Origin of the sequence: Exiguobacterium sp. s142, from assembly GCF_018618455.1 — a bacterium.
Taxonomy (GTDB): Bacteria; Bacillota; Bacilli; order Exiguobacteriales; family Exiguobacteriaceae; genus Exiguobacterium; species Exiguobacterium aurantiacum_A.
In genome coordinates this window covers 58,447-83,619 of the sequence record NZ_JACSMB010000006.1, presented here as the reverse complement: position 1 = coordinate 83,619, position 25,173 = coordinate 58,447, and the positions used below count along the sequence as shown (strand labels likewise).

General features: G+C 53.3%; 27 protein-coding genes, 1 tRNA gene and 1 riboswitch. Of the genes, 14 read left to right on the top strand and 14 right to left on the bottom strand.

Annotated features, from left to right (window positions below; translation table 11 throughout):
- Positions 1–41: 41 nt before the first annotated feature.
- Together KNP77_RS07610 and KNP77_RS07605 are read left to right on the top strand one after the other, a co-directional pair.
- Positions 42–929: an alpha/beta hydrolase gene (locus tag KNP77_RS07610; RefSeq protein ID WP_131463607.1), complete on the top strand. Its 888-nt coding sequence runs from the start codon at positions 42–44 to the stop codon at positions 927–929.
- A gap of 68 nt (positions 930–997) precedes the next feature.
- Positions 998–1,849: a sulfite exporter TauE/SafE family protein gene (locus tag KNP77_RS07605; protein ID WP_214889868.1), complete on the top strand. Its 852-nt coding sequence runs from the start codon at positions 998–1,000 to the stop codon at positions 1,847–1,849.
- A gap of 29 nt (positions 1,850–1,878) precedes the next feature.
- Here the strand turns inward: KNP77_RS07605 and KNP77_RS07600 are convergent, their stop codons facing one another.
- The 7 genes from KNP77_RS07600 to KNP77_RS07570 form a co-directional block, all read right to left on the bottom strand.
- Complete coding sequence (locus KNP77_RS07600; RefSeq protein WP_016510851.1) at positions 1,879–2,073, bottom strand: hypothetical protein; 195 nt, start codon at positions 2,071–2,073, stop codon at positions 1,879–1,881.
- A 64-nt stretch (positions 2,074–2,137) separates the two neighbouring features.
- Positions 2,138–2,668 (bottom strand): biotin transporter BioY, encoded by a 531-nt coding sequence (locus tag KNP77_RS07595; protein WP_214889866.1) that lies wholly within the window; start codon positions 2,666–2,668, stop codon positions 2,138–2,140.
- Positions 2,669–2,778: 110 nt separating this feature from the next.
- Entirely contained in the window at positions 2,779–4,164 is a 1,386-nt protein-coding gene (argH, locus tag KNP77_RS07590; protein WP_070327174.1) for an argininosuccinate lyase, read from the bottom strand.
- Positions 4,157–5,368 carry an argininosuccinate synthase gene (locus KNP77_RS07585; RefSeq protein ID WP_070327175.1) on the bottom strand — a complete coding sequence of 404 codons (1,212 nt, stop codon included), beginning with the start codon at positions 5,366–5,368 and terminating at the stop codon, positions 4,157–4,159. The genes argH and KNP77_RS07585 overlap by 8 nt, the downstream gene beginning before the upstream one ends.
- Before the next feature lie 129 nt (positions 5,369–5,497).
- On the bottom strand, positions 5,498–6,634 hold the full coding sequence (locus KNP77_RS07580; protein ID WP_353048817.1) for a CapA family protein: 1,137 nt from the start codon (positions 6,632–6,634) through the stop codon (positions 5,498–5,500).
- Between the two features lie 138 nt (positions 6,635–6,772).
- The gene (putP, locus tag KNP77_RS07575; RefSeq protein WP_214889862.1) at positions 6,773–8,260 is read right to left on the bottom strand and encodes a sodium/proline symporter PutP; all 1,488 of its coding nucleotides are present in this window, start codon (positions 8,258–8,260) and stop codon (positions 6,773–6,775) included.
- Positions 8,261–8,387: 127 nt separating this feature from the next.
- A complete protein-coding gene (locus KNP77_RS07570) occupies positions 8,388–8,945 on the bottom strand; it encodes a DNA-3-methyladenine glycosylase I (protein ID WP_214889860.1) in 558 nt (185 codons plus the stop codon).
- Positions 8,946–9,049: 104 nt separating this feature from the next.
- Between KNP77_RS07570 and KNP77_RS07565 the strand changes: the two genes are divergently transcribed.
- Positions 9,050–9,679, top strand: coding sequence for a DedA family protein (locus KNP77_RS07565; protein WP_214889857.1), 630 nt, complete (start codon positions 9,050–9,052; stop codon positions 9,677–9,679).
- A 36-nt stretch (positions 9,680–9,715) separates the two neighbouring features.
- Here the strand turns inward: KNP77_RS07565 and KNP77_RS07560 are convergent, their stop codons facing one another.
- From KNP77_RS07560 to KNP77_RS07550, 3 genes are read right to left on the bottom strand one after another with little or no spacing between them, the layout of a single operon-like run.
- Positions 9,716–10,126 carry an arsenate reductase ArsC gene (locus KNP77_RS07560; RefSeq protein ID WP_214889854.1) on the bottom strand — a complete coding sequence of 137 codons (411 nt, stop codon included), beginning with the start codon at positions 10,124–10,126 and terminating at the stop codon, positions 9,716–9,718.
- Between the two features lie 6 nt (positions 10,127–10,132).
- Positions 10,133–11,326 carry a cation:proton antiporter gene (locus KNP77_RS07555; protein ID WP_071397604.1) on the bottom strand — a complete coding sequence of 398 codons (1,194 nt, stop codon included), beginning with the start codon at positions 11,324–11,326 and terminating at the stop codon, positions 10,133–10,135.
- A gap of 37 nt (positions 11,327–11,363) precedes the next feature.
- On the bottom strand, positions 11,364–11,783 hold the full coding sequence (locus tag KNP77_RS07550) for a GNAT family N-acetyltransferase (protein ID WP_070327182.1): 420 nt from the start codon (positions 11,781–11,783) through the stop codon (positions 11,364–11,366).
- Positions 11,784–11,904: 121 nt separating this feature from the next.
- On the opposite strand from KNP77_RS07550, the gene KNP77_RS07545 reads away from it, so the two are divergent.
- From KNP77_RS07545 to KNP77_RS07525, 5 genes are all read left to right on the top strand, one after another.
- Complete coding sequence (locus KNP77_RS07545) at positions 11,905–12,462, top strand: glycerol-3-phosphate responsive antiterminator (RefSeq protein ID WP_214889851.1); 558 nt, start codon at positions 11,905–11,907, stop codon at positions 12,460–12,462.
- Positions 12,463–12,500: 38 nt separating this feature from the next.
- On the top strand, positions 12,501–13,205 hold the full coding sequence (locus KNP77_RS07540) for an SDR family NAD(P)-dependent oxidoreductase (protein WP_214889847.1): 705 nt from the start codon (positions 12,501–12,503) through the stop codon (positions 13,203–13,205).
- A gap of 115 nt (positions 13,206–13,320) precedes the next feature.
- Positions 13,321–14,169 (top strand): HD domain-containing protein, encoded by an 849-nt coding sequence (locus tag KNP77_RS07535; RefSeq protein ID WP_131463588.1) that lies wholly within the window; start codon positions 13,321–13,323, stop codon positions 14,167–14,169.
- A 213-nt stretch (positions 14,170–14,382) separates the two neighbouring features.
- Positions 14,383–15,372, top strand: a complete 990-nt coding sequence (locus tag KNP77_RS07530; RefSeq protein WP_070327186.1) for a sodium:calcium antiporter — start codon at positions 14,383–14,385, stop codon at positions 15,370–15,372.
- 111 nt (positions 15,373–15,483) lie between these two features.
- On the top strand, positions 15,484–16,545 hold the full coding sequence (locus KNP77_RS07525) for a bifunctional glycosyltransferase family 2/GtrA family protein (protein WP_214889844.1): 1,062 nt from the start codon (positions 15,484–15,486) through the stop codon (positions 16,543–16,545).
- A gap of 27 nt (positions 16,546–16,572) precedes the next feature.
- On the opposite strand, the gene KNP77_RS07520 is transcribed toward KNP77_RS07525, so the two are convergent.
- The 3 genes from KNP77_RS07520 to KNP77_RS07510 form a co-directional block, all read right to left on the bottom strand.
- Positions 16,573–17,139, bottom strand: a complete 567-nt coding sequence (locus KNP77_RS07520) for a 3'-5' exonuclease (protein ID WP_131463585.1) — start codon at positions 17,137–17,139, stop codon at positions 16,573–16,575.
- Between the two features lie 67 nt (positions 17,140–17,206).
- Positions 17,207–17,539, bottom strand: a complete 333-nt coding sequence (locus KNP77_RS07515) for a four-helix bundle copper-binding protein (RefSeq protein WP_131463583.1) — start codon at positions 17,537–17,539, stop codon at positions 17,207–17,209.
- A gap of 115 nt (positions 17,540–17,654) precedes the next feature.
- Positions 17,655–17,727, bottom strand: a tRNA-Ala gene (locus KNP77_RS07510).
- 143 nt (positions 17,728–17,870) lie between these two features.
- Between KNP77_RS07510 and KNP77_RS07505 the strand changes: the two genes are divergently transcribed.
- The gene (locus KNP77_RS07505) at positions 17,871–18,734 is read left to right on the top strand and encodes a GRP family sugar transporter (protein ID WP_214889841.1); all 864 of its coding nucleotides are present in this window, start codon (positions 17,871–17,873) and stop codon (positions 18,732–18,734) included.
- 29 nt (positions 18,735–18,763) lie between these two features.
- Here the strand turns inward: KNP77_RS07505 and msrA are convergent, their stop codons facing one another.
- Positions 18,764–19,282 carry a peptide-methionine (S)-S-oxide reductase MsrA gene (msrA, locus tag KNP77_RS07500; RefSeq protein ID WP_214889839.1) on the bottom strand — a complete coding sequence of 173 codons (519 nt, stop codon included), beginning with the start codon at positions 19,280–19,282 and terminating at the stop codon, positions 18,764–18,766.
- Positions 19,283–19,344: 62 nt separating this feature from the next.
- A riboswitch (SAM riboswitch) is annotated at positions 19,345–19,444 on the bottom strand.
- A gap of 326 nt (positions 19,445–19,770) precedes the next feature.
- Here msrA and KNP77_RS07495 point away from each other — a divergent pair.
- The 5 genes from KNP77_RS07495 (at position 19,771) to KNP77_RS07475 (ending at position 25,149) form a co-directional block, all read left to right on the top strand.
- Positions 19,771–21,165 carry an amidase family protein gene (locus KNP77_RS07495; protein WP_214889836.1) on the top strand — a complete coding sequence of 465 codons (1,395 nt, stop codon included), beginning with the start codon at positions 19,771–19,773 and terminating at the stop codon, positions 21,163–21,165.
- A gap of 69 nt (positions 21,166–21,234) precedes the next feature.
- Entirely contained in the window at positions 21,235–22,296 is a 1,062-nt protein-coding gene (gene rlmN / locus KNP77_RS07490; RefSeq protein ID WP_070327193.1) for a dual-specificity RNA methyltransferase RlmN, read from the top strand.
- A 163-nt stretch (positions 22,297–22,459) separates the two neighbouring features.
- Positions 22,460–23,341 carry an SMP-30/gluconolactonase/LRE family protein gene (locus tag KNP77_RS07485; RefSeq protein WP_214889833.1) on the top strand — a complete coding sequence of 294 codons (882 nt, stop codon included), beginning with the start codon at positions 22,460–22,462 and terminating at the stop codon, positions 23,339–23,341.
- Positions 23,342–23,353: 12 nt separating this feature from the next.
- Positions 23,354–23,620 (top strand): hypothetical protein, encoded by a 267-nt coding sequence (locus KNP77_RS07480; RefSeq protein ID WP_016509018.1) that lies wholly within the window; start codon positions 23,354–23,356, stop codon positions 23,618–23,620.
- A 335-nt stretch (positions 23,621–23,955) separates the two neighbouring features.
- Positions 23,956–25,149 (top strand): GTP-binding protein, encoded by a 1,194-nt coding sequence (locus KNP77_RS07475; protein ID WP_070327195.1) that lies wholly within the window; start codon positions 23,956–23,958, stop codon positions 25,147–25,149.
- The last annotated feature ends 24 nt before the right edge of the window (positions 25,150–25,173 follow it).

Here is a 25,173-nt window from a genome sequence, read left to right as displayed (position 1 = left end):
AACGATTGGGCAATATTTTGAAGATGAAGGAGAGTCGGGCGATGAGTCGATGGGGAAAATATATAGGAATTGCGGTAAGTGTCGTGGTGATCGTCGCCATGTTGGCCGTCGTCGGCATCTCGGCCCATATCGGCGACCAATTGACGTCGCCGGTGCGGGAGACGCTGACGTTCACGCCAAAGGCGCTCGGCATCAAATATGAGAACGTGACGATCCAGGCAGAGGACGACAGCGACCTGTACGGCTGGTGGATCCCTCATCCGACGCCACGGGCGACAATCGTCTTCGCCCATGGTTATGGGAAAAACCGCGAGCAGTCCGACTTGCCGCTGAAAGAACTCATCCCTGAGTTCCATGAGCAAGGCTACCAGTTTTTGACGTTTGATTTTCGTGGCTCGGGCATCTCGGAAGGAGACCGCGTGACGGTCGGGGCGAAAGAACAGACGGACCTGATGGCGGCCATCGATTTTGCGAATGAGCGGACGGATGGACCGATCGTCCTATACGGCGTATCGATGGGAGCGGCGACGGCACTCGCGACAGCCGATGAGATGGATGTCGCGGCCGTCATCGCCGACAGTCCGTTTAGCGATCTTCGCGGTTATCTCGAGACGAATCTGCCGATATGGAGCGATTTGCCGAACTTCCCGTTCACACCGGTCATCATGACCGTGACGCCGTGGTTCACTGGCCTTGACGCGGATATCGTGAAGCCGATTGACGATGTCGCTCAAATTGAGGCCCCGATCCTGCTCATTCACGGGAAAGGCGACGACGCCATCCCAGTGTCTGAAAGTGAGCAGTTGGTGGAGAAAAATGACGGGATCGAGCTCTGGGTGACCGACAATGACGGACACGTGGCGTCACACGAATCATTCCAGACGGAGTACCGTCAAAAACTGTTCGACTTTTTAGAGCGGTCGTTATGAGTGGGGGCGCATCTTGCGCTCCTTTTTGATATGATTGCTAACGAGAATGAATGAAAGAAGGGTTCTATATGGATGTCACTGCGTTACTATCATTTTTACTGCTCGGAACGCTCATCGGGATTTTGAGCGGATTCTTCGGCATCGGGGGCGGTATCTTACTCACGCCGCTCTTACTCGTCTTCGGATATGAAGCGAGTGCGGCCATCGCGCTCAGCTTGATGCTGACGCTCGGGTCGACGACGGCCGGGACGATTTCACATCTCAAACTGAAAAACGTCAATCCAAAACACGCCCTCTTGATCGGGGCGTTCGGGGTCGTCGGGACGTGGGTAGCGACGCCGCTCGTCTTTTACTTAGAGACGCTCGACGGTGCGAAGCCCGTCATCTCGCTCGCCTACATCGCGCTACTCACATACTTCGCCGTCTCGTTTTTCCGTTCGAAGCAACATGAGGAGGGAAGTATCGGATCGGAATCGGTGCCACGACTCGGTTTTATCGGTCTGTTCGGCGGATTCATCTCGTCACTCATGGGCGTCAGCGGCGGGTTCGTATTGACCCCGCTCCAAGTCAAGCTGCTCAACACCGAGATGAAACGGGCTGTCGGGACGAGTATCGCCGCGGCGTTCCTCATCGTCGTCTCGGGCGTGATCAATTACGCGGTCGCCGGTGCTGATACGAACTATTGGCACGGTTTGGCGCTTATTGCCGGTGCGATGATCGGTTCGCCGATCGGGGCTAAGCAGTTACAACGGTTCAGTTCGCAGCTCGTCAAGAAAGCGCTCGGCGGATTTTACGTCGCCGTCGCCATCAGCGTCGCCCTTAACTTGCTCGGCTTCAATGACATCTCGCTCGGACTGCTCGTCGTCCTGGCGCTTTCGTTCATCGTCGCACTGTTCATCCGGCCGCGACGAAAGAAATGACAACAAAACCCCGTCCGTGGACGGGGTTTTTAGCGTCTAGAAATATGATCAATGTTTTCTTGGATTTCGCCGACTTTGCTCTTCGCTTCACGGAGTCGTCGTTCGAACGCCTCTGTGTCGCGTTTCTCATCACGCGATTCATCTTTGCCGCGCTTTGGTCCTTTTGTGGAGCGATGGAGATGGGTCGCTTTCATCAAGCGTTTTTTAAACGTTGAATCGCTCATAAGGACACCCCCCTTCCATACTATATAAGTTCCACATAAGGAAGAAGGCGAAACGTTTGAACACTCACGAAGCAAGTAAACGTCGGACTTGCGAATTTGCCGAGACTTTGACGGCGATGGCTGCGGCGAGCACCGCTTTAATGACGTCGCCGAAGATGAACGGGATGTTCACTTTAAGCGCATCGATAAACGATAGACCGAATACGGCTTGGAGGCCAAGGCTGCCGACGAGATAGACGAAACCGAGACCAATCAACAAGTTGCAGGCAACGAGGGCGGGGAAAGAGCGATATCGCTCCGACAACCACCCGATCAAGTAAGCGGCGATTGGGAACGCGATCAAATAACCGACCGTCGGGCCGACGAACGGAGCCAAGCCGCCGGAACCGCTGAGCACCGGGAGACCGATCATTCCGAGAAGTAGATAGACGACGACGGCGAGTCCGCCTTTTTTGGCACCGAGAATGGCGCCGATCGTCATGATGCCGAGCATTTGCAGCGTGATCGGGACGGGTCCGATCGGGATGGCGACAGAACCGATACTAGCCAGCAATGCGGCACCGATGGCAACTTGTGTCAAATCATGAATCTTCATATGTAAACCTCATTTCTGTTAACGTTGACTATATATAGGTTAACATCTAGTGATTTACGTTGGCAAGCATAAAATGAGCACCTGGTCATGATTGGCCAGGTGCTTTCGTGTCAACTCGTTGGTTGATGAAGTTTTGTGGCCGCTTCCGTAAGTTGCGTCCGTACCGCATCGAAGCCGGTCCCGCCGTAGCTATTCCGGCGTTTGACGGCCGTGACCGGTGAGAGTGCCTCGTAGACGTCAGTCCCGATCAAAGTGGAGTGAGTTTGATACGTCTCTAAAGGAAGCTCTGACAAGTAGAGGCGCTGCTCGATACAGTAGCGGACGAGCGTACCCGTCACTTCGTGGGCCTCGCGGAACGGCAGTCCTTTCGCGGTCAAGTAATCGGCGAGCTCGGTCGCGTTCGAGAAGTCGCGCTCGGTCGCTTGTTTCATCGTGTCAGCGTGGAACGTCATGTCTTGAATCATGCCGGTCATGATGCTCAAACTACCTTGAAGTGTCTTGACCGTGTCGAACATACCTTCCTTATCTTCTTGCAAGTCCTTGTTGTAAGCGAGCGGCAGACCTTTCATGATCGTGAGTAGACCCATCAGGTTACCGATGACACGACCCGATTTGCCGCGGACGAGCTCGGCCATGTCCGGATTTTTCTTTTGCGGCATCATGCTCGAACCGGTCGAGAACACGTCTGAGATCGTGATGAATTTGAATTCTTCGCTGCTCCACAAAATCAGTTCCTCGCAAAACCGGGACAAGTGCATCATCAGGAGTGACGCGTTCGACAAATATTCTAAGATGAAGTCACGGTCGCTGACGGCGTCGAGGCTGTTCGGATAGACCCGGCTGAAACCGAGCAGCTCGGCCGACCGATGGCGGTCGATCGGGAACGTCGTCCCGGCGAGCGCGCCGGCACCGAGCGGACTCATATCGATCCGTTTCAAACTGTCACTGAAGCGTTCCTTGTCACGGTCGAGCATCCAAAAATAAGCGAGCAAATGGTGGGCGAGCGAGACCGGTTGCGCCCGTTGCAAGTGCGTGTAGCCCGGCATGATCGTCTCGACGTTGTTTGCCGCATGGTTATAGAGCGCCGTCTGTAGTGCTTCAATGCCTTCGATCGTCTCACCGACGCGACGCTTCAAATACAGGTGCATGTCGGTCGCAACTTGGTCGTTTCGACTGCGTGCCGTATGCATCTTCCCGGCGACCGGACCGATTTCCTCGCGAAGTAACGACTCGAGGTTCATGTGGATGTCTTCATGGAACACGCTGAACGACAGCTCGCCGGCTTGCGCTTTCTCAGCGAGGGTGTTCAGACCGCCGATGATCTGTTCGGACTCGTCAGCGGTTAAAATGTGCTGGTCTCCGAGCATCGTCACATGGGCGATGCTCCCTTCGATATCTTCTAGCACGAGCTGGGCGTCGAAATGGATCGAGGCACCGAACTCGTCGACCCATTCGCTCGCTGTCTGCTCGAACCGTCCCCCCCATAGTTTACTCATGGGGCATCAATCCTTTCTCGGCTAACACTTCGGCCTGGACTTTTGTCGGTAGGCCCCAAAGTTTGATGAAGCCGACGGCAGCCTGTTGGTCGAACGTATCGGCTGACGTGTACGTGGCAAGTTGTTCATCATAGAGCGAGATCGGCGACTTCCGTCCGTCGACGATGGCTTGACCTTTGAACAGTTTCATCCGCACCGTTCCGGTCACCGTCTGTTGTGTCTCATCGATGAAGGCGAGGAGTGCTTTCGTGAGCGGTGAATACCACAGGCCATTATAGATCGTCTCGGTCAATTTTTGTTCGACGATCGGCTTGAAATGGGCGACTTCACGAACGAGCGTCAACGCCTCGAGCGCGTGGTGTGCCGTGATCAACGTCATCGCCCCGGGTGCCTCATACACTTCACGCGACTTGATACCGACGACCCGGTTCTCGATATGATCGATCTTGCCGATTCCGTGGGCGCCGGCGGCGATGTTCAATTGTTCAAGGATCGACGTGAACGTCGCTGGTTTCCCATCGAGGGCGACCGGGACGCCTTGTTTGAATTCGATCTCGACGTACGTTGGTTCATGCGGCGTATCCTCGAGCGGCGCCGTCAATTCATAGGCGCTTGCTGGCGGAGCGGCCCACGGGTCTTCGAGGATGCCACACTCGACGGCACGACCCCAAATATTTTGGTCGATCGAGAACGGTTCTGCTTGCACGATCGGAATCGGGATATCGTGTTTGGCGGCGTAGGCGATTTCTTCCTCCCGCGACCATTTCCATTCCCGGACCGGTGCGATGATTTCGAGCGACGGGTCGAGCGCGTGGATCGATACTTCGAACCGGACTTGATCGTTGCCTTTGCCGGTACAGCCGTGAGCGACAGCGACGGCTCCTTCGGCTTGTGCGACCTCGACTAGCTTTTTCGAGATGAGCGGCCGTGATAAGGCGGAGACGAGCGGATAGACACCTTCGTACATCGTGTGAGCCTGCATCGAGTAACGGGCGAAGTCATTGACGAACTCATCAACGGCATCGATGACGACTGATTTGACGGCGCCGACCTTGAGCGCTTTCTGTTGGATATGCTCCAAATTTTTGCCTTCCCCGACGTTCAAACAACAAGCGATGACGTCATACCCTTGTTCGTTCAACCATTTGATGGCGACCGAAGTATCCAATCCACCTGAATAAGCTAATACGAGTTTTTGTTTCATTTCGTTGCACCCCTTATACATAATTATTCATCTGTTTTTATAAATATACAACTTACATTAAAGGATGCTGGGATGGAAAGCAATGGTTTTCCTAAAAAAAAAAAAGAACCACTTATGAAAAGTGGTTCGTCACTGAATGATCTCGAGTTCTGGCATCCATTGTTTCATATGCTCGCTCGTCTCGTTGAATAGCTCAGGTTTGGCGGACTGGAGAGGGACGACCTCGAAATGGCCCGCGCTCGATTGCCGTGTGAACGTCGGATAGAACATCGGGTTCGTGAGCTCAAACGTCGATTCGCCGTCGATGGTTGTCTTGACGATGTCGATACCGACGATGCCGCCCGTATTCCGCTCATCGCCTTGCTGGCCAGACAAGAAGTTTCCGAGTGAGTAGGCGACGAACGTTCGATTGCCTGCAGCGCCGTCGACCCAGGCCGTCGGCTGCAGGACGTGCGGATGATGGCCGATGATGATATCGACACCAAGATCGGACAGTTGTTGGACGAGTGTTTCTTGCGTTTCGTTCGGGAGCGGCTCGTACTCATTCCCGAAGTGGAGTGCGACGACGGTCAGCTCGGCGGTTTGTTCGGCCGCCTCGATATCTCGTTTCATCGCTTCGACGTCAATGTAATTGACGTGATACGGCTGCTTCGGTACGACACCGTTCGTCCCATACGTGTAGGCGAGGAACGCAAACGAGATGTCGTTCGCGGTCAGCGTCCGGACGTTGGCTTTATCTGCTTCGGATAAGAACGAACCGGTATACGGCATATCGATCGAGTTCCAGTAGGCGATTGAATTCTCAATCGCTTTCACGCCGCGGTCGAGCGTGTGATTGTTCGCTGTCGTCACGAGGTCGATGCCTGCTTCTTGCAACGCATCACCGATCTCGTAGGGGCTATTGAAGGCAGGGTAACTCGACAACCCGATGTCACTGCCGCCGATCATGCTCTCTTGGTTGGCAACGGTAATGTCGGCTTCGGCCAAAGCGGGCGCAACTTTTTCAAACGCAGGGGTGAAGTCATAGCCGTCACCGCTCTTGGCGGCGTTGTAGACGGAGTCGTGCAATAAAATATCGCCGATCGCGTAAATGGACGTCGTCGTCACGACCGGTTCCGGTTCTTCGGGCACGGTATCGATCGGTTGTTCCGTCTCGACCGGCGGATTCTCAGTTTGCTCGGGTTGCGTAGTTTCGACATCGGCTGAGGTGCAGCCGAACAGGAAAAGGAGGGACAAAAACAGGGCAGGTTGTTTTAGCAAGATCACTCGTTTCAAGTGAGTGGTCACTTCCTTTCGTTTAAAATCGAACGTGTATATAGAGGAGTTCGGCAAAAGCGCTAAATCTCCTTTTGTCACGACAGACAAAAAAGTACCGGGGTAGTGGATCCCGGTACTTTGTGCGGTTCAGATGCCTTCTTTTTTCAATATGTGCTCCATCTGTTCAAACTCGTTCGTGATTGTCGTGCTTGGTGGCGGTGTCATCAAACTGACGACATAGATGGCAAGCGCCGACAAGAAGAACGCTGGAATCATCTCATACAGTTCACCGACGGTCCCGAACCAGTCGCTGGCGAAGTTCTTCCAGACGATGACGATAAATGCACCCGTCAACATGCCCGCGAGTGCGCCTTGGCGCGTCGTCCGCTTCCAAAACAAGCTGAACAAGATGAGCGGGCCGAACGAGGAACCAAAACCGGCCCAAGCGTAGCCGACGAGGTTCAAGATCGTATCATCAGCACCGAAGGCGAGCCAAATCGAGATGACCGAGACGAGAATGACGGTGATCCGGCCGACCATGACGAGTTCACGGTCACCTGCCTGTTTGCGGAAAAACTTCTGATAGAAATCGGTCGTCGCCGCACTAGACGAGACGAGCAACTGCGACGAGATGGTCGACATGATGGCGGCAAGCAGTGCCGCGAGTAACACGCCCGTGATCAAGTCGATGAATAATAGGTCTGATAGATTGATGAAAATATTTTCTGGATTGTCGATCTCAAGTCCTTGCTGCGTGTAGTAGGCGAGACCGATCAATCCGGTCGCCATCGCCCCGACGACGGTGAAGAGCATCCACGAGATGCCGATCCGGCGGGCGGTCTTAATATCTTGTAATTTTTCGATGGCCATAAAGCGGACGATGATATGTGGTTGTCCGAAGTAACCGAGCCCCCAGGCGAATAGAGACACGATCCCGATGAACGATTGGCCCGTCCACGGATCGAGCAGCGCCGAATCGATATCACCGATCGTTTGGAGCGCGTTCGAGACGCCATCAGTCGCCGTGATCGCGATCGCCGGAACGAAAATGAGCGCGAACAACATGATCAGTCCTTGGACGAAGTCCGTCCAACTGACAGCGAGGAACCCGCCGATGAACGTATACAGGATGATGATCGACGCTAAAATCAAGACGCCTGTCACAAATTCGATGCCGAAGACGGCGTTGAACAACCGGCCGCCGGCCACGAATCCGCTCGTCGCGTACAGTGTGAAGAAAATCAAGGTGACGGCGGCTGAGAACGTCCGCAGCGTGCCCCGAGAATCTTTGAACCGCTTTTCGAAGAAGTCTGGAATCGTGATCGCATCTTCTGACAAATACGAATACGTGCGTAAACGCGGGGCGACGAGGAGCCAGTTCAAGTAGGCGCCGATCGTCAACCCGATGACGATCCACCCACTCGAGAGACCGGTCGCGAACATGGCGCCCGGCAAGCCCATCAGTAGCCAACCGCTCATGTCAGATGCCCCGGCCGACAAGGCGGCTACGCCTGGACCGAGCCCTCTTCCTCCGAGCATATAGTCGCCGATGCTCTCTGTACGGCGATAGGCGACGACGCCGAGTACGATCATGAGCACCATGTAAATCGTGATGGAAACTAAAATTCCGTTCATGTAACAGCCCCCTCATTCAGTTGTGAAAACGTTTTCAAAATCTATATCTTATACCTTGACAAGATTTTGTCACAAAATTGAATCGGCTGCACGTTTATTTTTCATCATTGACTAAAATAACAAAAAATCATTTGGCGGGGCAGTTGATCAGATGGTCGTTGACGAGACCGGTCGCTTGCAGATGGGCGTAAACGGTCGTCGGACCGAGAAATTTAAAACCACGTCGTTTCAAGTCTGTGCTTAAACGATGCGATAGCTCCGTCGTCGCCGGAACCTCTTCGACCGACGTCCAGTCGTTGTTGATGACCCTTCCGTCGACGAACGACCAGATGTACGCATCGAATGTACCGAACTCGTTCTGGATCTCGAGAAACCGTTTGGCGTTGTTGATCGACGCTTCAATCTTGCGGCGATTGCGGACGATTCCATCGTTTGACAGTAGCCGTTCGATGTCGACATCGGTATAGTCTGCGACACGCGTGACATCGAAATCGGCATACGCGCGTCGATAGTTCTCACGCTTCCGTAAGATGGTGATCCAGCTGAGTCCTGCCTGCGCGCTCTCGAGCGTCAAACATTCGAAATGTTTCTTGTCATCGTGGACCGGTTGGCCCCACTCCTCGTCATGATATCGAACGTAGTCCGGGTCTGTGCCGCACCAAGGGCAGCGTGACGTCTCTTCCATGTTGCTTTCATCTCCTTTTCGTTATCGATTCATTTTAGCACGTCAGAACGGTTGTCGATGTTCATTGACGGGTATAATACGTCATATTGGAGGTTGATGGATTTATGCGAGATTGGATGATCAGTATCATTGAACAGTACGGTTATTTCGGCATCGCGTTCATGATCTTTATCGAGAACGTGTTCCCGCCGATCCCGTCAGAAGTCGTCTTGCTGTTCGGTGGGTTCTTTGCGGTCAAAACAAATTTGATCGTCTGGGTCGTCGTCTTGGCGGCGACAGTGGGCGCCATCTTAGGAGCGGTCTTGTTGTATGGCATCGGATTATATTTAGACGTCGAACAGATTGAGCGGTGGACGAAGCGGCACGGGAAGTGGATCCGGCTCGATATCGATGACGTCCGAAAAGCGGACGCGTGGTTTGACCGCTATGGCGGCTGGATGGTCTTTTTTGGTCGGCTCATGCCGGTCGTTCGGAGTTTGATCTCGCTGCCGGCCGGTATGTCGAACATGCCGTTCCTTAAATTTTTGCTGTTGAGCACAGCCGGAACGGTGATCTGGAATTCGATTCTGATTTATATTGGAATTCGGGTCGGGGAGAACTGGGAATCGATCTTAGGCTATCTCGACGTGTATTCATACGTGATGTACGCGCTTCTCGTCATCGCGATCATCGCTTTCGTCGTGTGGCGGAAGCGGCGGAAACGGAAACAGTCGAACAAAGCGTCGTCGGTTTGATGGCGACTAAAAAACGGGTCCTCCTAAGAGGGCCCGTTATTTTTGGAGTTCAGGATGGTCGTTCAAAATCTGTTCGCGCAACTGCTTCATCTTCGTGATGATTTGCGAACGCGTCTCCCGGAACGCTTCGATCGGCTGACCGGAAGGGTCGTCGAGCCCCCAGTCGTCCCGATATGTCGTCGGTACGTACGGACACTCGACCCCGCAACCCATCGTGATCAAATAGTCGAGCCGGTCCGGAATCTCGTCAAGCCGTTTCGGGTGTTGACCCGACGGATCAAGACCGATCTCCCTGACGGCCTCGAGCGCGAGCGGCTTTACTTCCGGATAATCTTCCGTGCCGGCTGAGTGGACGCGGGCGATATCTCCGAGCATATCGCGTCCGATCGCCTCTGCCATTTGAGAACGGCATGAGTTATGAATACATACAAATGCAACTTCAACCATGAGTTTTCAGTCTCCTTTATCGGTTTGGTCAGGTTTTCTATCAGTTTCCTCGGGCAAGACTCTTTTGAGCGTCTGCTCCGTCTTCGCCGCTAAACTTTCAGAGAAGCGGAACAAGACGATGCCCACGATGGCGGAAACGAAAATGTATAACCCGACGAACAAGTTGATGGCACCGTTCGAGAGGGCGGTGAAAAGAATCGAGAACTCGCCTCGAGGTGCGAGCGAGAAACCGGCCTCGTTCGCTTGAACCCGCGTCAATCCGTACAGCCTGCCGCCGACACGGCCGACGATCCACTTCGACAGCACGCCCCAGACGATCAAGACGAAGAAGAGCGTATTGATGATCACTCCTTGCTCGAGGTTGATCGAGATTCCAAATGAGATGAAAAAGATTGGCAAGAACAAATCACGGACCGGCACGGTCAGACGTTTCAACGGTCTGACGTCGTGAATCCCGGCCAACATGATCCCGGCGATGAACGCTCCGAGTATCTCCGATAACCCGAATATCATGCCGATGCCCGCGAAGAATAAGATCAAGCCGATCAAGCCGATGCTCGCATCGTCCTGACGTAGCAGGTGCTTCGCGATCTTCGGTTGTTTCGTGACGAAGCGTGATCCGACAAACAATAATACCCCGAACACGAGGAAACCGACGAACACTTTGCCGATGTCAGAGAAAGCAATCGGTTCGTCTTGAATGATGAACGGAGCGACGGTCAAGATGAGCGGCGCGAAGATGTCTTCAAAGATGAGCAAGGCGAGCACGAATTCTTTAATATCTTCGTGCTTGTCCGAATTTCGCTCGAGCAGTTTGGCAGAAATCGATGAGCTCGTCGCATAAAGGACGGCCCCGATCAAGAAAGCCTGTGGAAAATCGAGCCCGAACAGCAAAGCGATACCGATCGTGACACCGAACGCGAGCACGATGTCTAAAACGCCTGCTTTCCAAACTTGTTTCATTCGCTTGACGAGCTCTGTTAACGGGAACTTCAGTCCGAGCAAGAAAAACAATAAGATGATCCCAATCTCACCGGCGACCTTGAACACTTCGTTCCCATCCCAGAAGAAGCCGACGGCGACCCCGATCGCGATAAATGCCAATATACTCGGGAAGAAGAGTCGCTCGATGATGAGGCTAAGAACAGAGATGACGGTCAGTCCTAAACCGAGTAAAACGATAATATTCAATAGTTCCATACGTCACCCCTTTGTGACGAGTCGCCGTCCACAGCGACTAGTCTTGATTCCACTGGTACTCCATGCCGACCGATTCTGGCCGCGAATAGTCAAAACCGAAATGCTTGTACAGCCCGTCGGCCGGGATGTCGGCAATCAAGCTGATGATGGCCGTCTCGTCCGCTTCTTTCAAGATCCAGTCCATCAAATGTTCCATGATCAGCTTCCCGAGCCCAAGGCCTTGGCAATCCGGGTCGACGACGATATCGGCCAGATGGAATACCATCCCCCCGTCCCCGACGACGCGACCCATACCGACCATCTCATCGTTTCTATATAGGCACACACCGAATAGCGTGTTGGCCAGTCCTTTAATCGTTCCTTTGTCTGAACGCTTTGGCATTCCGGCCTTGACCCTGAGCTGTTGATGTTGCTCCGGTGTCGGTGTTTCAATCCGTACCTCGACTTCATTTACCATTAGATGAGTCCCCCTCCACACAAGTTGTAATCGTTTTCCCGCTATATTGAATTCATAAACCTTGATTTCATAAAGCCTTTGTCCGAATAATGAAAGAAAATGGAAAGGGTGTGGCGGCCAAATGTTTGAGGACCAATCGATTTTGCCCGCGCTTCGTGATATGCGGGATGTAGAAATTTTTCTGGAAAGTGAATTCGCCATCGGCGTCTTGCTCGAGATCCACATATCGCGTCTCGATGCGGTCTTTCGGTTGCTTGAGACGCACGGTAAGCAGGTCTTCGTCCATCTCGATTTGATCCAAGGATTGAAGGCCGACGAGTTCGCGACCGAATATATTTGTCAGTCGTATAAACCGTACGGCATCATCTCGACGAAAGGGAATGTGATCCTAAAGGCGAAACAAAAACAAGTCAAGACCGTGCAACGCCTATTTTTGATCGATTCGAGCTCGCTCGAAAAAAGCTATCGGTTAATCAATCGGACGCAACCTGATTACATCGAGGTCTTGCCGGGACTCGTCCCTAAATACATTCGGCTCGTCAAAGAACGGACGGGGATCCCTGTGTTCGCGGGCGGATTGATTTCGTCGCTTGACGAAGTTGAGCAAGCACTCGCGGCCGGAGCGACGGTCGTGACGACGTCCGATCAAACGCTTTGGCGTGCGGCAGGACTTAAGTAAGCACATTCCGGGTAAATGATTTCGAGGAGGGATAGACGATGAAACAGACAATGATCATTACAGGAGTCAGTCAAGGGATCGGTTACGCGCTCGCGCATCATTTTGCGGAGTCTTATCACGTCATCGGACTCGACATCGGAGAGGATCCGTTGCTTCGTGATGTGACGTTCATGCAGATGGATTTAGGCAACCATGAGGACGTGTCGAACACTTTCAAGAAGATTGGACAAGACTTCGGTGTCGCACATATCCTCATCAATAATGGGGGCGTGTCGTCACTTGAGACCCCGATCGAAGAGTTGGACGTCGAGACGTTTAAACACGTCATCGATGTCAACCTTGTCGGGACGTTTGCTTGTTCAAAAGCATTTTTGACGCTAAATGAAGGGGCGGAGTATGGACGCATCATCAATCTCGCCTCGACGCGCGCGCACCAAAACGAGCCGGACTGGGAAGCGTACGGAGCGTCAAAAGGCGGGATTGTCGCATTGACCAATTCGATGGCCGTCTCGCTCGCGTCTCGACCGGTCACGGTGAACGCGATCAGCCCAGGTTGGATCCATACGTCCGACGAACCGTTGCGAGACGTCGACCATCGTCAACATCCGTCGGGCCGGGTCGGTACGACGACAGATATCGTCCGTGCCGTTACGTACTTGATTGATCCGATGAACGATTTCGTGAACGGACATAACCTCGTCGTCGATGGTGGAATGACAAAGAAAATGATTTACGAGTCTTGATGAAGTCTGCCGGTAGGACCATTACCCTATATTTTAAATGCGGATGTGAGTGATAAGTCCTAGTCATGGGTATAACAGGAAGGAGTGAGTAAACAAATTTGAAGGGGGAAGCGTCGTGCACCAGCTGATCGAAGAGGCTTTACGCTTTGCGGCCGTCCGTCATGACGGACAGTTTCGCAAAGGGACGAACATTCCGTATGTGACCCACCCGGTCGCCGTCTCGATGTTGCTCGTCGAAGACCGGCAGCCGATTCCGGTCGTAGCGGCCGGACTGCTCCATGACTTACTAGAAGACACGCTGACGACGGCCGAGGAGATTGAACAGGAGTTCGGACGAGAAGTCGCCCGGTTAGTCCAAGCCGTTTCGGAACCGGGGAAGCATCACTCGTGGGAAGAACGTAAGCGGATGACGATTCAGAAAGTGCACACTCTCCAGTATGATGAAGTCGCGCTTCTAGCGGCAGACAAGTTACATAATCTGCGCTCGATCCGACTCGACATTGAGCGTGAAGGAAAGCAGGTGTGGGGACGATTCAAGCGGCCACTTCGTGATCAGTCTTGGTACTATCATGAGCTGCTCCACGCGCTTCAGCCTTTCAGTCAGACGACGAGTTTGATCGATGAATTTGAGATCGAGTTGAATTTGCTGTTCTACGGTGTCGAAGAAGACCGTGACGAGAAGTTGAACAAACTGTTCGATGTGATCGGGCATGGGTTCCACGAAGACGATTGGCTCCAAGAGTCGTCGACGCTTTGTCAAACTGCTTACGAGTTGAACGAGTCGATGCGGGAAGGCTATCGTCACGGCTCTGAAGCGGAAAGGCTTGAACTCGAAACGCTGAAAGACCAACTGCAAGACAGCGGTCTTAGACAAGACTTGTCAATTCCCGTCTTGCAAGCAATCAACGAATTATCTTACCGGGCCGCGCTCCGGTCTGAGGACGTCATCACGTTGTTGAAGTGAAATGATTGTCAAGTGACCTTGAACGTGTTATATTCGTCATGAACATGAGAAGGGGAGTAGCGACCACGAACGTGGTCGATGGGTCGTCATTACGGTGCGTATGCACTCGGTCCATCGAGCTTCTTACCAAGTCCGCAAGACCTTTTTATGGATGCGTTTTCGGCGTCCATAAAAAGGTCTTTTTGAATTCATGAAAAGGGGAGAAAAATTTACATGGTATTTATTTACTTTATTTTGGCCGCTGCGATTACAGTGTATGCTGCCATAAAATTATCGACGTACGCTGATGTCATCAGTGAGAAGTCGACGATGAGCGGGATGCTCGTCGGGACGGTCTTGCTTGCAGGTGCGACGTCACTTCCGGAAGTGACGACGAGCGTATCCGCCGTCTTGATCAACAACCCGGATATCGCGATCGGGAACATGCTCGGTTCGAACTTGTTCAACATCTTCATTTTGGCGATGTTCGATCTATTTTATCGTCAAAAGCGACTGTTCAATGACGCAAGTCGAGACCACCTATATACGGCCAGTCTCGGATTGATGTTGACGCTCGTCACGATGATCGCGCTCATCGTCCGGATTGATTATACGGTACTAGGCATTGGCATTGACGCGATATTAATTGCCGTCTTGTATGCGATTGGGATTTACTATATCGGGAAGCGGCCTCAAGAACCGACGGCCGAACGAGAAGTCGAGCAAGAAGTCGGTGCGAGCGTGACTGATACGATTTCAGTGAAACAAGCCGGCGTCGGGTTTGTTATCGCGGCACTCGTCATCATGGCGGCCGGGACGGCGCTGTCGATCACGGGTGACCAGATTGCTGTCGTCACAGGGCTCGGTTCAAGCTTCGTCGGTAGTTTCTTGATTGCGGCGTCGACGTCGCTGCCTGAAGCGGTCGCGGTATTCGTCGCCTTGAAACTCGGTAACGTCAACTTGGCGTTCGGCTCGATCTTAGGGAGCAACATCTTCAACATGCTCATCATCGCCATGTCGGACGTATTTTATCAGAACGGGTCGATTTTAGCGGATGTGTCGGCATCACACTTGGTCACGGCGATCGGGATCACGATTCTGTCGATCTTGGTCATGTACAGCGTCCTTCGCAAAGACGTGACATCGAAAGTCAGATACGCCCTTCCTTCGATTCTCGTCGTCTTCGTCTACGCCGTTTCTTCATATCTCATCTTTACCGGATGAATCATCAGCTCGTCTGTTTGACGTGATGGCGCAAAGCCATCACGTTTTTTTTCTTGTCTCGGTATCACTTTCGTCTGACTGGGGTATAAGAGGAAAGAAGGAGGGGTGGCGATGCAAATGCATGCCGTGGAACGTTTAGACGACTATGTCGTATTAATACCGGCCTATAACCCTGATCAAGCGCTCGTCACACTGGTCCGGGAGTTGAAGGACAAAGGGTTCGTCCATGTCATCGTCGTGAACGACGGCAGTGCCGATACGTGCCGTGCCGTGTTTGATGACGTAAAGGCGGACGTCTCCGCTGTGCTCGAGCATGAACAAAATGCCGGCAAAGGCGCAGCGCTAAAGACCGGGCTCCGCCACATCGTCGATGCGTACCCGGAGACGACCGGCGTGATCACCGTCGATGCGGACGGACAACATCTGCCGGCGGACGTCCGTAACCTGTACGATGAAGGGGTGAAGTGGCCGCATCATCTGATCATGGGTTGTCGTGATTTCTCGTCGCCTGCGATTCCGTTCCGGAGCCGGTTCGGCAATCAAATGACGAGATTTGTCATGTTGCTCGGCAGCGGTCTCCGTCTGAACGACACACAGACCGGACTGCGGGCGATTCCGCTCCGCTATGCCAAGCAACTGATCGATATTCCGGGCAACCGCTATGAGTTCGAGATGAACATGTTGACGTTCACGAAACGATTGCAAGTACCGATCCATCAAACACCGATCGAAACGGTATACGTTGACGAGAACGCGTCTTCACATTTTCGTCCAGTCATCGATTCGATTCTCATTTATCGAATGTTTTTGGCCTATTCCTTATCATCAGTCGCTTCATTCTTAATGGACATCGGCGTCTACGCGTTGTTGATTTTCTTATTGAATCCATGGTTCGAATCAGTCCATGTCATCGTGGCGACGGTTTTGGCGCGCATCGTGTCTTCGTTATTTAATTATTACGTCAACCGGAAAGTCGTCTTCAAATCGAAAGCGAAGCGCTCGATGTTGAAATACTTTGGGCTGGTCGCTGTGCAAATGGCGCTGTCGGCGAGTCTCGTCTACGTGTTGTTCCTGCTGTTCCGGGACGGCGAGGTCATCCTCAAGGTCGCCGTCGATAGTGTATTGTTCGTATTGAGTTACTACGTCCAAAAGAGATGGATCTTCAAACGCTAAAAGGCCCGACAGCTGTCGGGCCTTTTGTCAATAAGCGAGCGTTCCAAGTTTGACCGACGTGTAGCGGTGCAACTCGCGCACGTCGGTGATCCCGGTCTTGATCATCATGTCGCGCATGAGCAGGGCGCAGACGCGGGCGTCCTCGGCGGCATCGTGGTGGATGAACGGGACGTTCAAATGCTCGGCCATCGTGTTCAACTTATGGTTCGGTAGCCCCGGGTATAGCTTGCGGGACAACTTGACGGTGCAGCCGTATTCAATCGTCGGGAAAGTGAACAAGTCGTACTTGGCGATCGCCTTACGGAGCGCACCCATGTCAAATGCGGCGTTATGGGCTATGACGACGTCGACGGCGTTCAATGTCGGATAGAGCTGTTCGAGCACTTCGGGCAATGCCGGGGCGTCCCAGACGTCGCTCGGGCGAATCCCGTGGACGCGAATGTTGCCTTGGTCAAAGTCTTCCTCAGGATTGACGAGCAATTGGTTCGTCTCGACGACTTCACCGTCTGTAAGTAAACTCCAACCGACAGAGCAGATGCTCCGACTGTCGCGATTGGCCGTCTCGACGTCGATTGCTAGAATAGAATGTGGCATAAAAGTTCCCCTCTTCGTTAAAAATCTGTACAAAAAAAGTCTAACACAAGGTTAGACTGGAAAGCGATCATGCGGCCGAGAGGTGCCGACACGCCTCGGCGCAGCGCAAGCACGCCTCAGAGCAACGTTGGCAATGGTCGTATAAGTGACGCCCGCATTCGACGGCACACGTATCACACACTTGCGCGCAGAGCGCCGCGATCGGTCTTGTGAACGCAGAGTCGGTTTCGAGCGCGTTCAAGGTGAGTGTGGCGACTTCGGCACATTCTTTCGTCAACCGGATACATTCCGAGACCATCAGCAGGTCTTCTTCTTGTAAACATTTCGAGAAACAATGGTTGCTCGCCCGGATACAATCGATCACGGCCAAAATCGTCTCTTCGACAGAGGCTCGGTTCATTGGAAGTCCCCCTTAAGATAAATGATGTCTTACAATCATTACCCGGTTCGTGTCGACTTAAACCGAGGCGGGGACACAAAAAAGCCAGCCCACATCAGTGGACCGACTTAAGGAATGGAGCATAGCGGGCTCGAACCGCTGACCTCCACGCTGCCAGCGTGGCGCTCTCCCAGCTGAGCTAATGCCCCGTTGGAAATTATTATATCATTCTAATAAATGATTTGGCAATAAGAAAAACGAAAGAACTTTGAAAATCATTTTTTGAAGTTTAATGAGCGCTGGAGCCGGGAAAAACAGACAGAATGTTATATTAAGAAAGCAGGTGCAACATATGGAGATGATTTTGTTGGCGCTACTGCCCGCCCTCATGTGGGGGAGTATCCCGCTGATCGTATCTATTGTCGGCGGCAAGCCGATTCAACAATTGATCGGTACGACGATCGGCGCGATGGTGATGGCGGTTGTCATCGCGCTCGTCTTCAAGCCAGAGTTCACGACGCTCGCGATCGTGACTGGTTTCATATCAGGTGTGTTCTGGGCGCTTGGACAATACCTTCAGTTCCAGTCATTCCAAATTTTAAGCGTCTCGAAGGCGATGCCGATCAGTACAGGGATGCAGCTTGTCGGGACGTCACTGTTCGGGGTCATCGTCCTTGGGGACTGGAAGACGCCAACTGAGCTAGGGCTCGGCTTCTCGGCCCTCGTTTTGATCATCATCGGGGCCATCATGACGTCATATCAACAAAATAAAGAATCTGACAGCAGTAGTGCTTTGAAAAAAGGGCTACTCGTGCTGCTCGTTTCGAGCATCGGTTACGTGACGTATGCCGTCCTCACGAACTACTTTGAGGTCGATGGCATCACCGCCATCCTACCGCAGTCACTCGGGATGTTCATCGCCGCGCTCTTGTTCAGTCTTCGTGAAAAAGATGTGAAAAAGTTTGATCCGAAAACGTTCAAGAACATCTTCGCCGGGCTTGCCTGGGGGATCGGGAACTTCGGATTGTTCGTCTCGAGCGGAGAAGTCGGCATCGCGACGTCGTTCGCACTGTCTCAACTGAACGTCGTCGTCGCGACACTCGGTGGCATTTACTTGCTAAAAGAAGAAAAGACGTCGAAAGAACGCGTCTTCGTCTTTATGGGGATCGGTCTGATCGTGGTCGCTGGATTCATGCTCGGGCTCGCCAAGAGCTAAAAAAACGACGGGCATGAGGCCCGTCGTTGTCAGCTTGTCCACGTCTGGTCGATGAACTCGTCACGGCCAGATTGTTTCCGGTCCGCTTTATAGTGGGCCGGATTTTTTTTATGATAATCTTGATGATAGTCTTCGGCCGGGTAAAAGACGTCAGCCGGTAAGATTTTCGTCACAATCGGTTGTTTGAACTTTCCGCTCGCAGCGAGCGCGTCGCGGCTCTGTTCTGCTTTCACGCGTTGTTCTTCCGTATGATAGAAGATGGCGGGCGCATATTGTTGCCCGCGGTCTTGGAACTGGCCGCCGTCGTCGGTCGGATCGGTCTGAATCCAATACAGTTCGAGCAGGCGCTCATATGTGAATTGAGCCGGATCGAATGTGATCTCGACGACCTCGTAATGACCGCTCGTGCCTGTCTTGACGTCTTGATACGTCGGATTGTCGACGTGCCCGCCCGTATAGCCGGATACGATGCCTTCGATGCCTGGCTGTTCCTCGAACGGTGTCACCATGCACCAAAAACAACCGCCTGCGAATGTAGCTTTTTCCAAAATAAAATCCCCCTCATGTTCATTCCAAAAAAAGCGCCCATGTCATCGACATGAGCGCTCTGTCATATCGTCCAAGGCAATGCCTTGCTGGAAGTAGCACCTTGCCGAAGCAGGTTGCTGTGAAGTCGTAGAGCCAGGTCTCTCGTTCACTCAAGATATCGATATGTAGTTGGTGACAGCATCATATCATCTGTCTCGTTTAAACGTCAACGATTTGGTGTGCGCCGAAGTTGAAATAGCGTGGCACCAACAATCAAGATAATGAGGGCAATGGACGCAGGGAATGCCCACGGCAAATCATCCCCGAACAATTGTAGAAAGAACAGGGCGAACACGGACAGTAAAACAAGGATGTAAGAGCGGGACATGGCTACCTCCAATAACGTTTCTTCTAGTGTATCAAGTTGCACATCCAATGGCGATAAAAAGAAGGGGATTCGATGCATTAAGCGAATACCGAATAACATTGCCTATAAGGAGGGAATTGGATGCAAGACTTATTTGAACTAGACATCGAGACCGCACAGCGCGGCTATAAAGAAGGGACGTTCACGGCCCGGGACGTGACGGCCTACTATTTGACACGGATCGCTAGCTTGAACGATAAACTGAAAGCGGTCATCCAAGTGAACCCTGACGCGTTGTTCGAGGCGGAGGCGGCGGACCGCGCCTACCGTCGCGGAGACCGGCTGCCACTGCTCGGTATTCCCGTTTTACTCAAGGACAACATCGAGACGGCTGGACTCATGAGGACGACTGCCGGCGCCGTGGCGCTCGAGCATCACTTTGCCGGTCGTGACGCTGAACTCGTCCGCCGCCTCCGTGAGCATGGGGCGGTCATTCTCGGCAAAGCCAACTTATCGGAATGGGCCAATTTTTTGACGGAGGACATGCCGAACGGATGGAGCGGGGTCGGAGGCCAGACGCTCAATCCGTATGGTGACAATCTCGACGTCGGCGGTTCGAGCTCTGGCTCGGCGGCTGCCGTTGCGGCGAACTTGACGATGCTCGCCGTCGGCAGCGAGACGAGCGGGTCGATCATCCACCCGAGCGTCCATAACGGCATCGTCGGCATCAAACCGACGGTCGGGCTCATCAGCCGGAGTGGGATCATCCCAATCTCACGGTCGCAAGATACGGCCGGTCCGATGGCGCGGACGCTCCGCGACGCGGTGCTCGCACTAGAAGCGATGTGCGGGGAAGACGACTCGGACCCGGCGACGACACATCTGCCGTCCGGTCCACCGTACCGGACGTGTCTCGACGAACGTCAAGCCGTCGGCATGCGCGTCGGTTTCGTGAAGGCGGAATTGTCGGATGAAGAACAGACGCTCTATCAAGCGGCGCTGGCGTTACTCAAAGCGAGCGGGGTCGAGCTCGTCGAAGTCGACCTGCCGTCAAACGACGGACTTGACCAAGGCGACGTCCTCTACCATGAGTTCAAGCTCGGGATCGAGGCGTATTTGGCGACGACAGCGCTCCCGTATGAAACGCTCAAGGACTTGATGGACTGGAACAAGCGTCACCCGGAAACGATCCCGCACGGACAAGTTACGTTCGAGAAAGCGAATCAGTTATCAGGGCGTTTGACCGAGTCGAGCTACCTAGAGCGACGCTTAGCCGACGTCCGGCACGCGAAAACGGACGGCCTCGATCGTTTATTGATGGAACAAACGCTTCACGCCCTGGCGTTGCCACACGACTTGAATTACGATATGGCGGCGAAGGCAGGGCACCCGACGGTCACGATCCCATACAAGCTCAAACAGAGCGGGGCACCTTTCGGGCTGTCATTCACGGGTACGAGCTATGCGGAACGAGACCTCATCCGCATCGCCTACGCGTTCGAACGCCACGTGACGCGTCCGATCCCGCCTATGTAAGAACGTTGCACCTGTCGCTCACGTCCGCTACAATGGTACGTATGCGGATTGAAGAAAGGACAGATTACAATGAAATCATCTATATATGGGCTGACATTTGATCAGCTGTCGGACGCTTGCGTATCTTGGGGATACAGTGCCTACCACGCCAGACAAATATGGGACTCGCTTTACATCGACCGTGTCAGACGGCTCGACGAGATCGCGGTTCGTCCCGAAGTGCGCGAACAGCTCGAGGCGAACTATGCGCTGACGACACAAGAACTGTTCGTCAAACAAGAAGCGGGTGACGGCACGGTCAAATTCTTACTTAAACTGCACGACGGGCACTATATCGAAACGGTGCTCATGCGCCATAAGTATGGGCGTTCCGTCTGTGTGACGACACAAGTCGGGTGCAACATCGGCTGTAGTTTCTGTGCGAGCGGCCTCTTGAAAAAAACACGCGACTTGACGGCCGGCGAGGTCGTCGAACAGATCATGACCGTCCAACACTATTTAGACGAGGTCGGTGAAGGTGACCGCGTCAGCCACATCGTCGTCATGGGAATCGGGGAGCCGTTCGATAACTTTGATAACTTGGTCGACTTCCTCCGTGTCGTCAAAGACGAGCGCGGTCTCGCGATCGCTCCTCGTAAAATCAACGTCTCGACGAGTGGACTCGCCGACAAGATCTACAAGTTCGCGGACCTTGACCTGCGCATCAACTTGGCCCTCTCTCTGCACGCGCCGAACGATGCGCTGCGGACGAGAATCATGAAGATCAACCGGGCGTTCCCGCTCGATAAACTGATGCCGGCAATCCGCTACTACGTTGAGAAGACGAATAAACGGATCACGTTCGAGTACATCTTGCTCTCGAAAGTGAACGACTTGCCAGAACATGCCGAAGAACTCGCGGCGTTGATCGATGACATCAAAGACAAGTCTTACGTCAACTTGATCCCATACAACCCGGTCAACGAGCACATCCAGTACGAACGGAGTACGACCGAGGACATCATGGCGTTTTACGACGTCTTGAAAAAACGGGGCATCAATACGGGCGTGCGTCTCGAGCACGGGACCGATATCGATGCGGCGTGCGGCCAATTACGCAGTAAACAAATGAACGTCGAAGGCGCCAAATAAACGAGCGCTCCGAATCGAAACCGATTCGGAGCGTTTTTATCGTGCCCGGGCGTATAATGCGTCAGACGAGAAATATCTTTAAACATTTTTGTGAATGATGAATAGTCCTTACCCCCTCAGGGAATAGTCTTTTGATATCAAAGCAGAGAGTGGAGGCAATTCAATGGAGACAGTAAACGCTACGTTATGGATTCGAGTCAGAAACACGCTCGGGGAAGGGCCTTGCTGGGACGCTGAACTGAAGCGGTTCTACTGGGTCGATATCGAAGGGCACGCGCTCTGGTGGTACGATGAGAAAGAAGATGAATTATCTTCGTTTGATATGGGACAGCAGGTCGGGTTTGTCGTCCCTAAAGTGACCGACGGCGTGATCGTCGGATTGAAGGATGGTATCTATGAGTGGGATGAAACGTCGAAACAACTCGATAAACTCGTAGAACTTGATGACCGGGAAGGTGTCCTTCGCTTCAACGATGGGAAAGCCGACCCGTACGGTCGTGTCTTCGCCGGGACGCTCCACTTAAAAGACGAGTCTGAGCAGGCGACGTTGTTCCGCTTGAACCGCGACGGCACGACCGAGGTCATGTTGAGCGGATTGACGTTATCGAACGGGTTGACGTGGTCACCTGACCATACGTCGTTTTACCATATCGATACGCCGACCGAGACGGTTCGCAAGTTCCCGTTCGATTTGAAAACGGGCACGCTCGGGGAAGGTGAGGTCGTCATTGATTTCAAGAATGAGGACGGGTTCCCGGACGGCATGACGTCGGATGAAGACGGCTTTTTATGGATTGCCCACTTCGCAGGCGGGCGCGTCACGCGGTGGAATCCGGAGACGGGTGAAAAAGTGCTTGAAGTCATCGTCCCGGCGCCGAACGTCACGTCGTGTAGTTTTATCGGGGATGACTTAAAACAATTGGCGATCACGACGGCACGGGAAGGCATGGACGACGAGGCGCTCGCCGCTCATCCGGATGCGGGTTCGGTCTTCAAGATCGATACGGACGTGAAAGGGATGCCACTTTATCGGTTTGGACGTTAAGGAGGGACGGCTATGGTGAAGCGATTGCTCGTGCGAGCGGGAATCGGATTGGCACTAGCGGCGGTGGCTCGGGTCGGGATTCAAAAGATATTGGACGACCGGGCCCGGAAAGAAGACCATACGTATCTTGAACCAAAGTGGGACGAGACGCCGAGTGTGGATGCCGATAAGGATGATGACGAGGTCGGTTTGACGCAACTCGATTCGATTTATCGGGCCGAGTGGCAGGCGAACACGTATCCTCGCTCCGAGGCGGAACGGAAAGCGTTAGAAGAATAACCGGTACGAAGAACATATCCAGAGCTTTTTCTTCGGCCATCGAGGCCTCAGAAAAAGACAAATGGCCGCTAGATGGCGACCGTTTGCGTTGCTCGTTCGATGGCGCCCCGACTCCTGCAGGAAAGCAATCCGACGGAGACCCAGCAGCGACGCGAGTCGCGATGCGGCTCCGGGATTGCCTGCGGAAAGCGTGGGCGCCGGAAGGACGAGCGATAACAATCATGTTAGTCAACAAGAAAACACGCTCCTTTTGAGCGTGTATTTTTGTTGACAACGGACGTGATCCCGTTCATTATCTAAAATGTAATGATTACGATTTAAAGGTGGTATACATCATGAAACGAATTCCGATCACAGTCTTGTCCGGATATTTAGGAAGTGGCAAGACGACGTTGCTCAATCATATGTTGAACAATCGGGATGGTAAAAAATATGCCGTCATCGTCAACGATATGAGCGAGCTGAACATCGATGAGCGATTGATTGACGGAGCAGGTTTTTCACGGACGGACGAGAAGTTGGTGGAGCTGTCTAACGGCTGCATCTGCTGCACGTTGCGAGAAGATTTACTCGAGGCGGTCAGCGAGATTGCGAACGACCGACAGCTCGACGGCATCATCATCGAGTCGTCAGGTATCTCGGAACCGATCCCGGTCGCGCAGACGTTTACATATGCGGATGACGCCTTGGGTATCGACTTGACGAGCCGTGTGTATGTTGACGCGATGGTGACGGTCGTCGACGCATATCGATTTTTAAAAGACTTCAACTCGGGCGAATCGCTGCATGAACGGAAACAGGCTGTCGACACGGGTGACGTCCGGGAAGTCGTCGATTTGCTCGTCGATCAAGTCGAGTTTGCCGACATCATCGTCCTCAACAAGGCGGACCGGGTCACGGAACCGGAACTGCACGAGATCGAAAGTCTGTTGCGCGCGTTAAACCCGGCGGCGCGACTTTTGACAAGTACGTACGGGAACGTATTGTTGTCCGACCTGTTAGACGTGAACTTGTTCGACTTCGACCAGGCGATGCATGCCGCCGGATGGATCCAAGAGCTCGAGACAGACGACCATACCCCTGAAACCGAAGAGTACGGCATCAGTTCGTTCGTCTATCGCCGCCGCCGTCCGTTCCACCCGGAGCGTTTACATGCGTGGATCGAACAGTTCCCGGAAGAAGTCGTCCGGGCGAAAGGTTTTTTATGGATCGCCTCACGGAACGACATCGCTTGCCTGTTCTCCCAAGCGGGGTACGCGTCGACGCTCGAACATGCCGGCCGTTGGCTCGCGACGCTTCCTGACGCGGAACGAAAGCAGATGTTTGCCGCCGAACCAGAGCTTGAGGCCGATTACATCGAACCGTACGGCGACCGCCAGACGGAGCTCGTCTTGATCGGTCACCGAATGGACCGAGTGCGCGTCGAGCTTGAACTTGACGCCTGTCTACTGTCAGACGAAGAAATGGCGTCAGACTGGACAACGTTACGGGATACGCTTCCAGGAAACGGAATCGCGACGTTTTCATGATTTAAACGTTTACAATTCAGAATC

Coding starts and splice junctions, on each gene's coding strand:
- KNP77_RS07610 (WP_131463607.1), top strand. CDS start 42: ATGAGTCGATGGGGAAAATATATAGGAATTGCGGTAAGTGTCGTGGTG.
- KNP77_RS07605 (WP_214889868.1), top strand. CDS start 998: ATGGATGTCACTGCGTTACTATCATTTTTACTGCTCGGAACGCTCATC.
- KNP77_RS07600 (WP_016510851.1), bottom strand. CDS start 2,073: ATGAGCGATTCAACGTTTAAAAAACGCTTGATGAAAGCGACCCATCTC.
- KNP77_RS07595 (WP_214889866.1), bottom strand. CDS start 2,668: ATGAAGATTCATGATTTGACACAAGTTGCCATCGGTGCCGCATTGCTG.
- argH (WP_070327174.1), bottom strand. CDS start 4,164: ATGAGTAAACTATGGGGGGGACGGTTCGAGCAGACAGCGAGCGAATGG.
- KNP77_RS07585 (WP_070327175.1), bottom strand. CDS start 5,368: ATGAAACAAAAACTCGTATTAGCTTATTCAGGTGGATTGGATACTTCG.
- putP (WP_214889862.1), bottom strand. CDS start 8,260: ATGAACGGAATTTTAGTTTCCATCACGATTTACATGGTGCTCATGATC.
- KNP77_RS07570 (WP_214889860.1), bottom strand. CDS start 8,945: ATGGAAGAGACGTCACGCTGCCCTTGGTGCGGCACAGACCCGGACTAC.
- KNP77_RS07565 (WP_214889857.1), top strand. CDS start 9,050: ATGCGAGATTGGATGATCAGTATCATTGAACAGTACGGTTATTTCGGC.
- KNP77_RS07560 (WP_214889854.1), bottom strand. CDS start 10,126: ATGGTTGAAGTTGCATTTGTATGTATTCATAACTCATGCCGTTCTCAA.
- KNP77_RS07555 (WP_071397604.1), bottom strand. CDS start 11,326: ATGGAACTATTGAATATTATCGTTTTACTCGGTTTAGGACTGACCGTC.
- KNP77_RS07550 (WP_070327182.1), bottom strand. CDS start 11,783: ATGGTAAATGAAGTCGAGGTACGGATTGAAACACCGACACCGGAGCAA.
- KNP77_RS07545 (WP_214889851.1), top strand. CDS start 11,905: ATGTTTGAGGACCAATCGATTTTGCCCGCGCTTCGTGATATGCGGGAT.
- KNP77_RS07540 (WP_214889847.1), top strand. CDS start 12,501: ATGAAACAGACAATGATCATTACAGGAGTCAGTCAAGGGATCGGTTAC.
- KNP77_RS07530 (WP_070327186.1), top strand. CDS start 14,383: ATGGTATTTATTTACTTTATTTTGGCCGCTGCGATTACAGTGTATGCT.
- KNP77_RS07525 (WP_214889844.1), top strand. CDS start 15,484: ATGCAAATGCATGCCGTGGAACGTTTAGACGACTATGTCGTATTAATA.
- KNP77_RS07520 (WP_131463585.1), bottom strand. CDS start 17,139: ATGCCACATTCTATTCTAGCAATCGACGTCGAGACGGCCAATCGCGAC.
- KNP77_RS07515 (WP_131463583.1), bottom strand. CDS start 17,539: ATGAACCGAGCCTCTGTCGAAGAGACGATTTTGGCCGTGATCGATTGT.
- KNP77_RS07505 (WP_214889841.1), top strand. CDS start 17,871: ATGGAGATGATTTTGTTGGCGCTACTGCCCGCCCTCATGTGGGGGAGT.
- KNP77_RS07495 (WP_214889836.1), top strand. CDS start 19,771: ATGCAAGACTTATTTGAACTAGACATCGAGACCGCACAGCGCGGCTAT.
- rlmN (WP_070327193.1), top strand. CDS start 21,235: ATGAAATCATCTATATATGGGCTGACATTTGATCAGCTGTCGGACGCT.
- KNP77_RS07485 (WP_214889833.1), top strand. CDS start 22,460: ATGGAGACAGTAAACGCTACGTTATGGATTCGAGTCAGAAACACGCTC.
- KNP77_RS07480 (WP_016509018.1), top strand. CDS start 23,354: ATGGTGAAGCGATTGCTCGTGCGAGCGGGAATCGGATTGGCACTAGCG.
- KNP77_RS07475 (WP_070327195.1), top strand. CDS start 23,956: ATGAAACGAATTCCGATCACAGTCTTGTCCGGATATTTAGGAAGTGGC.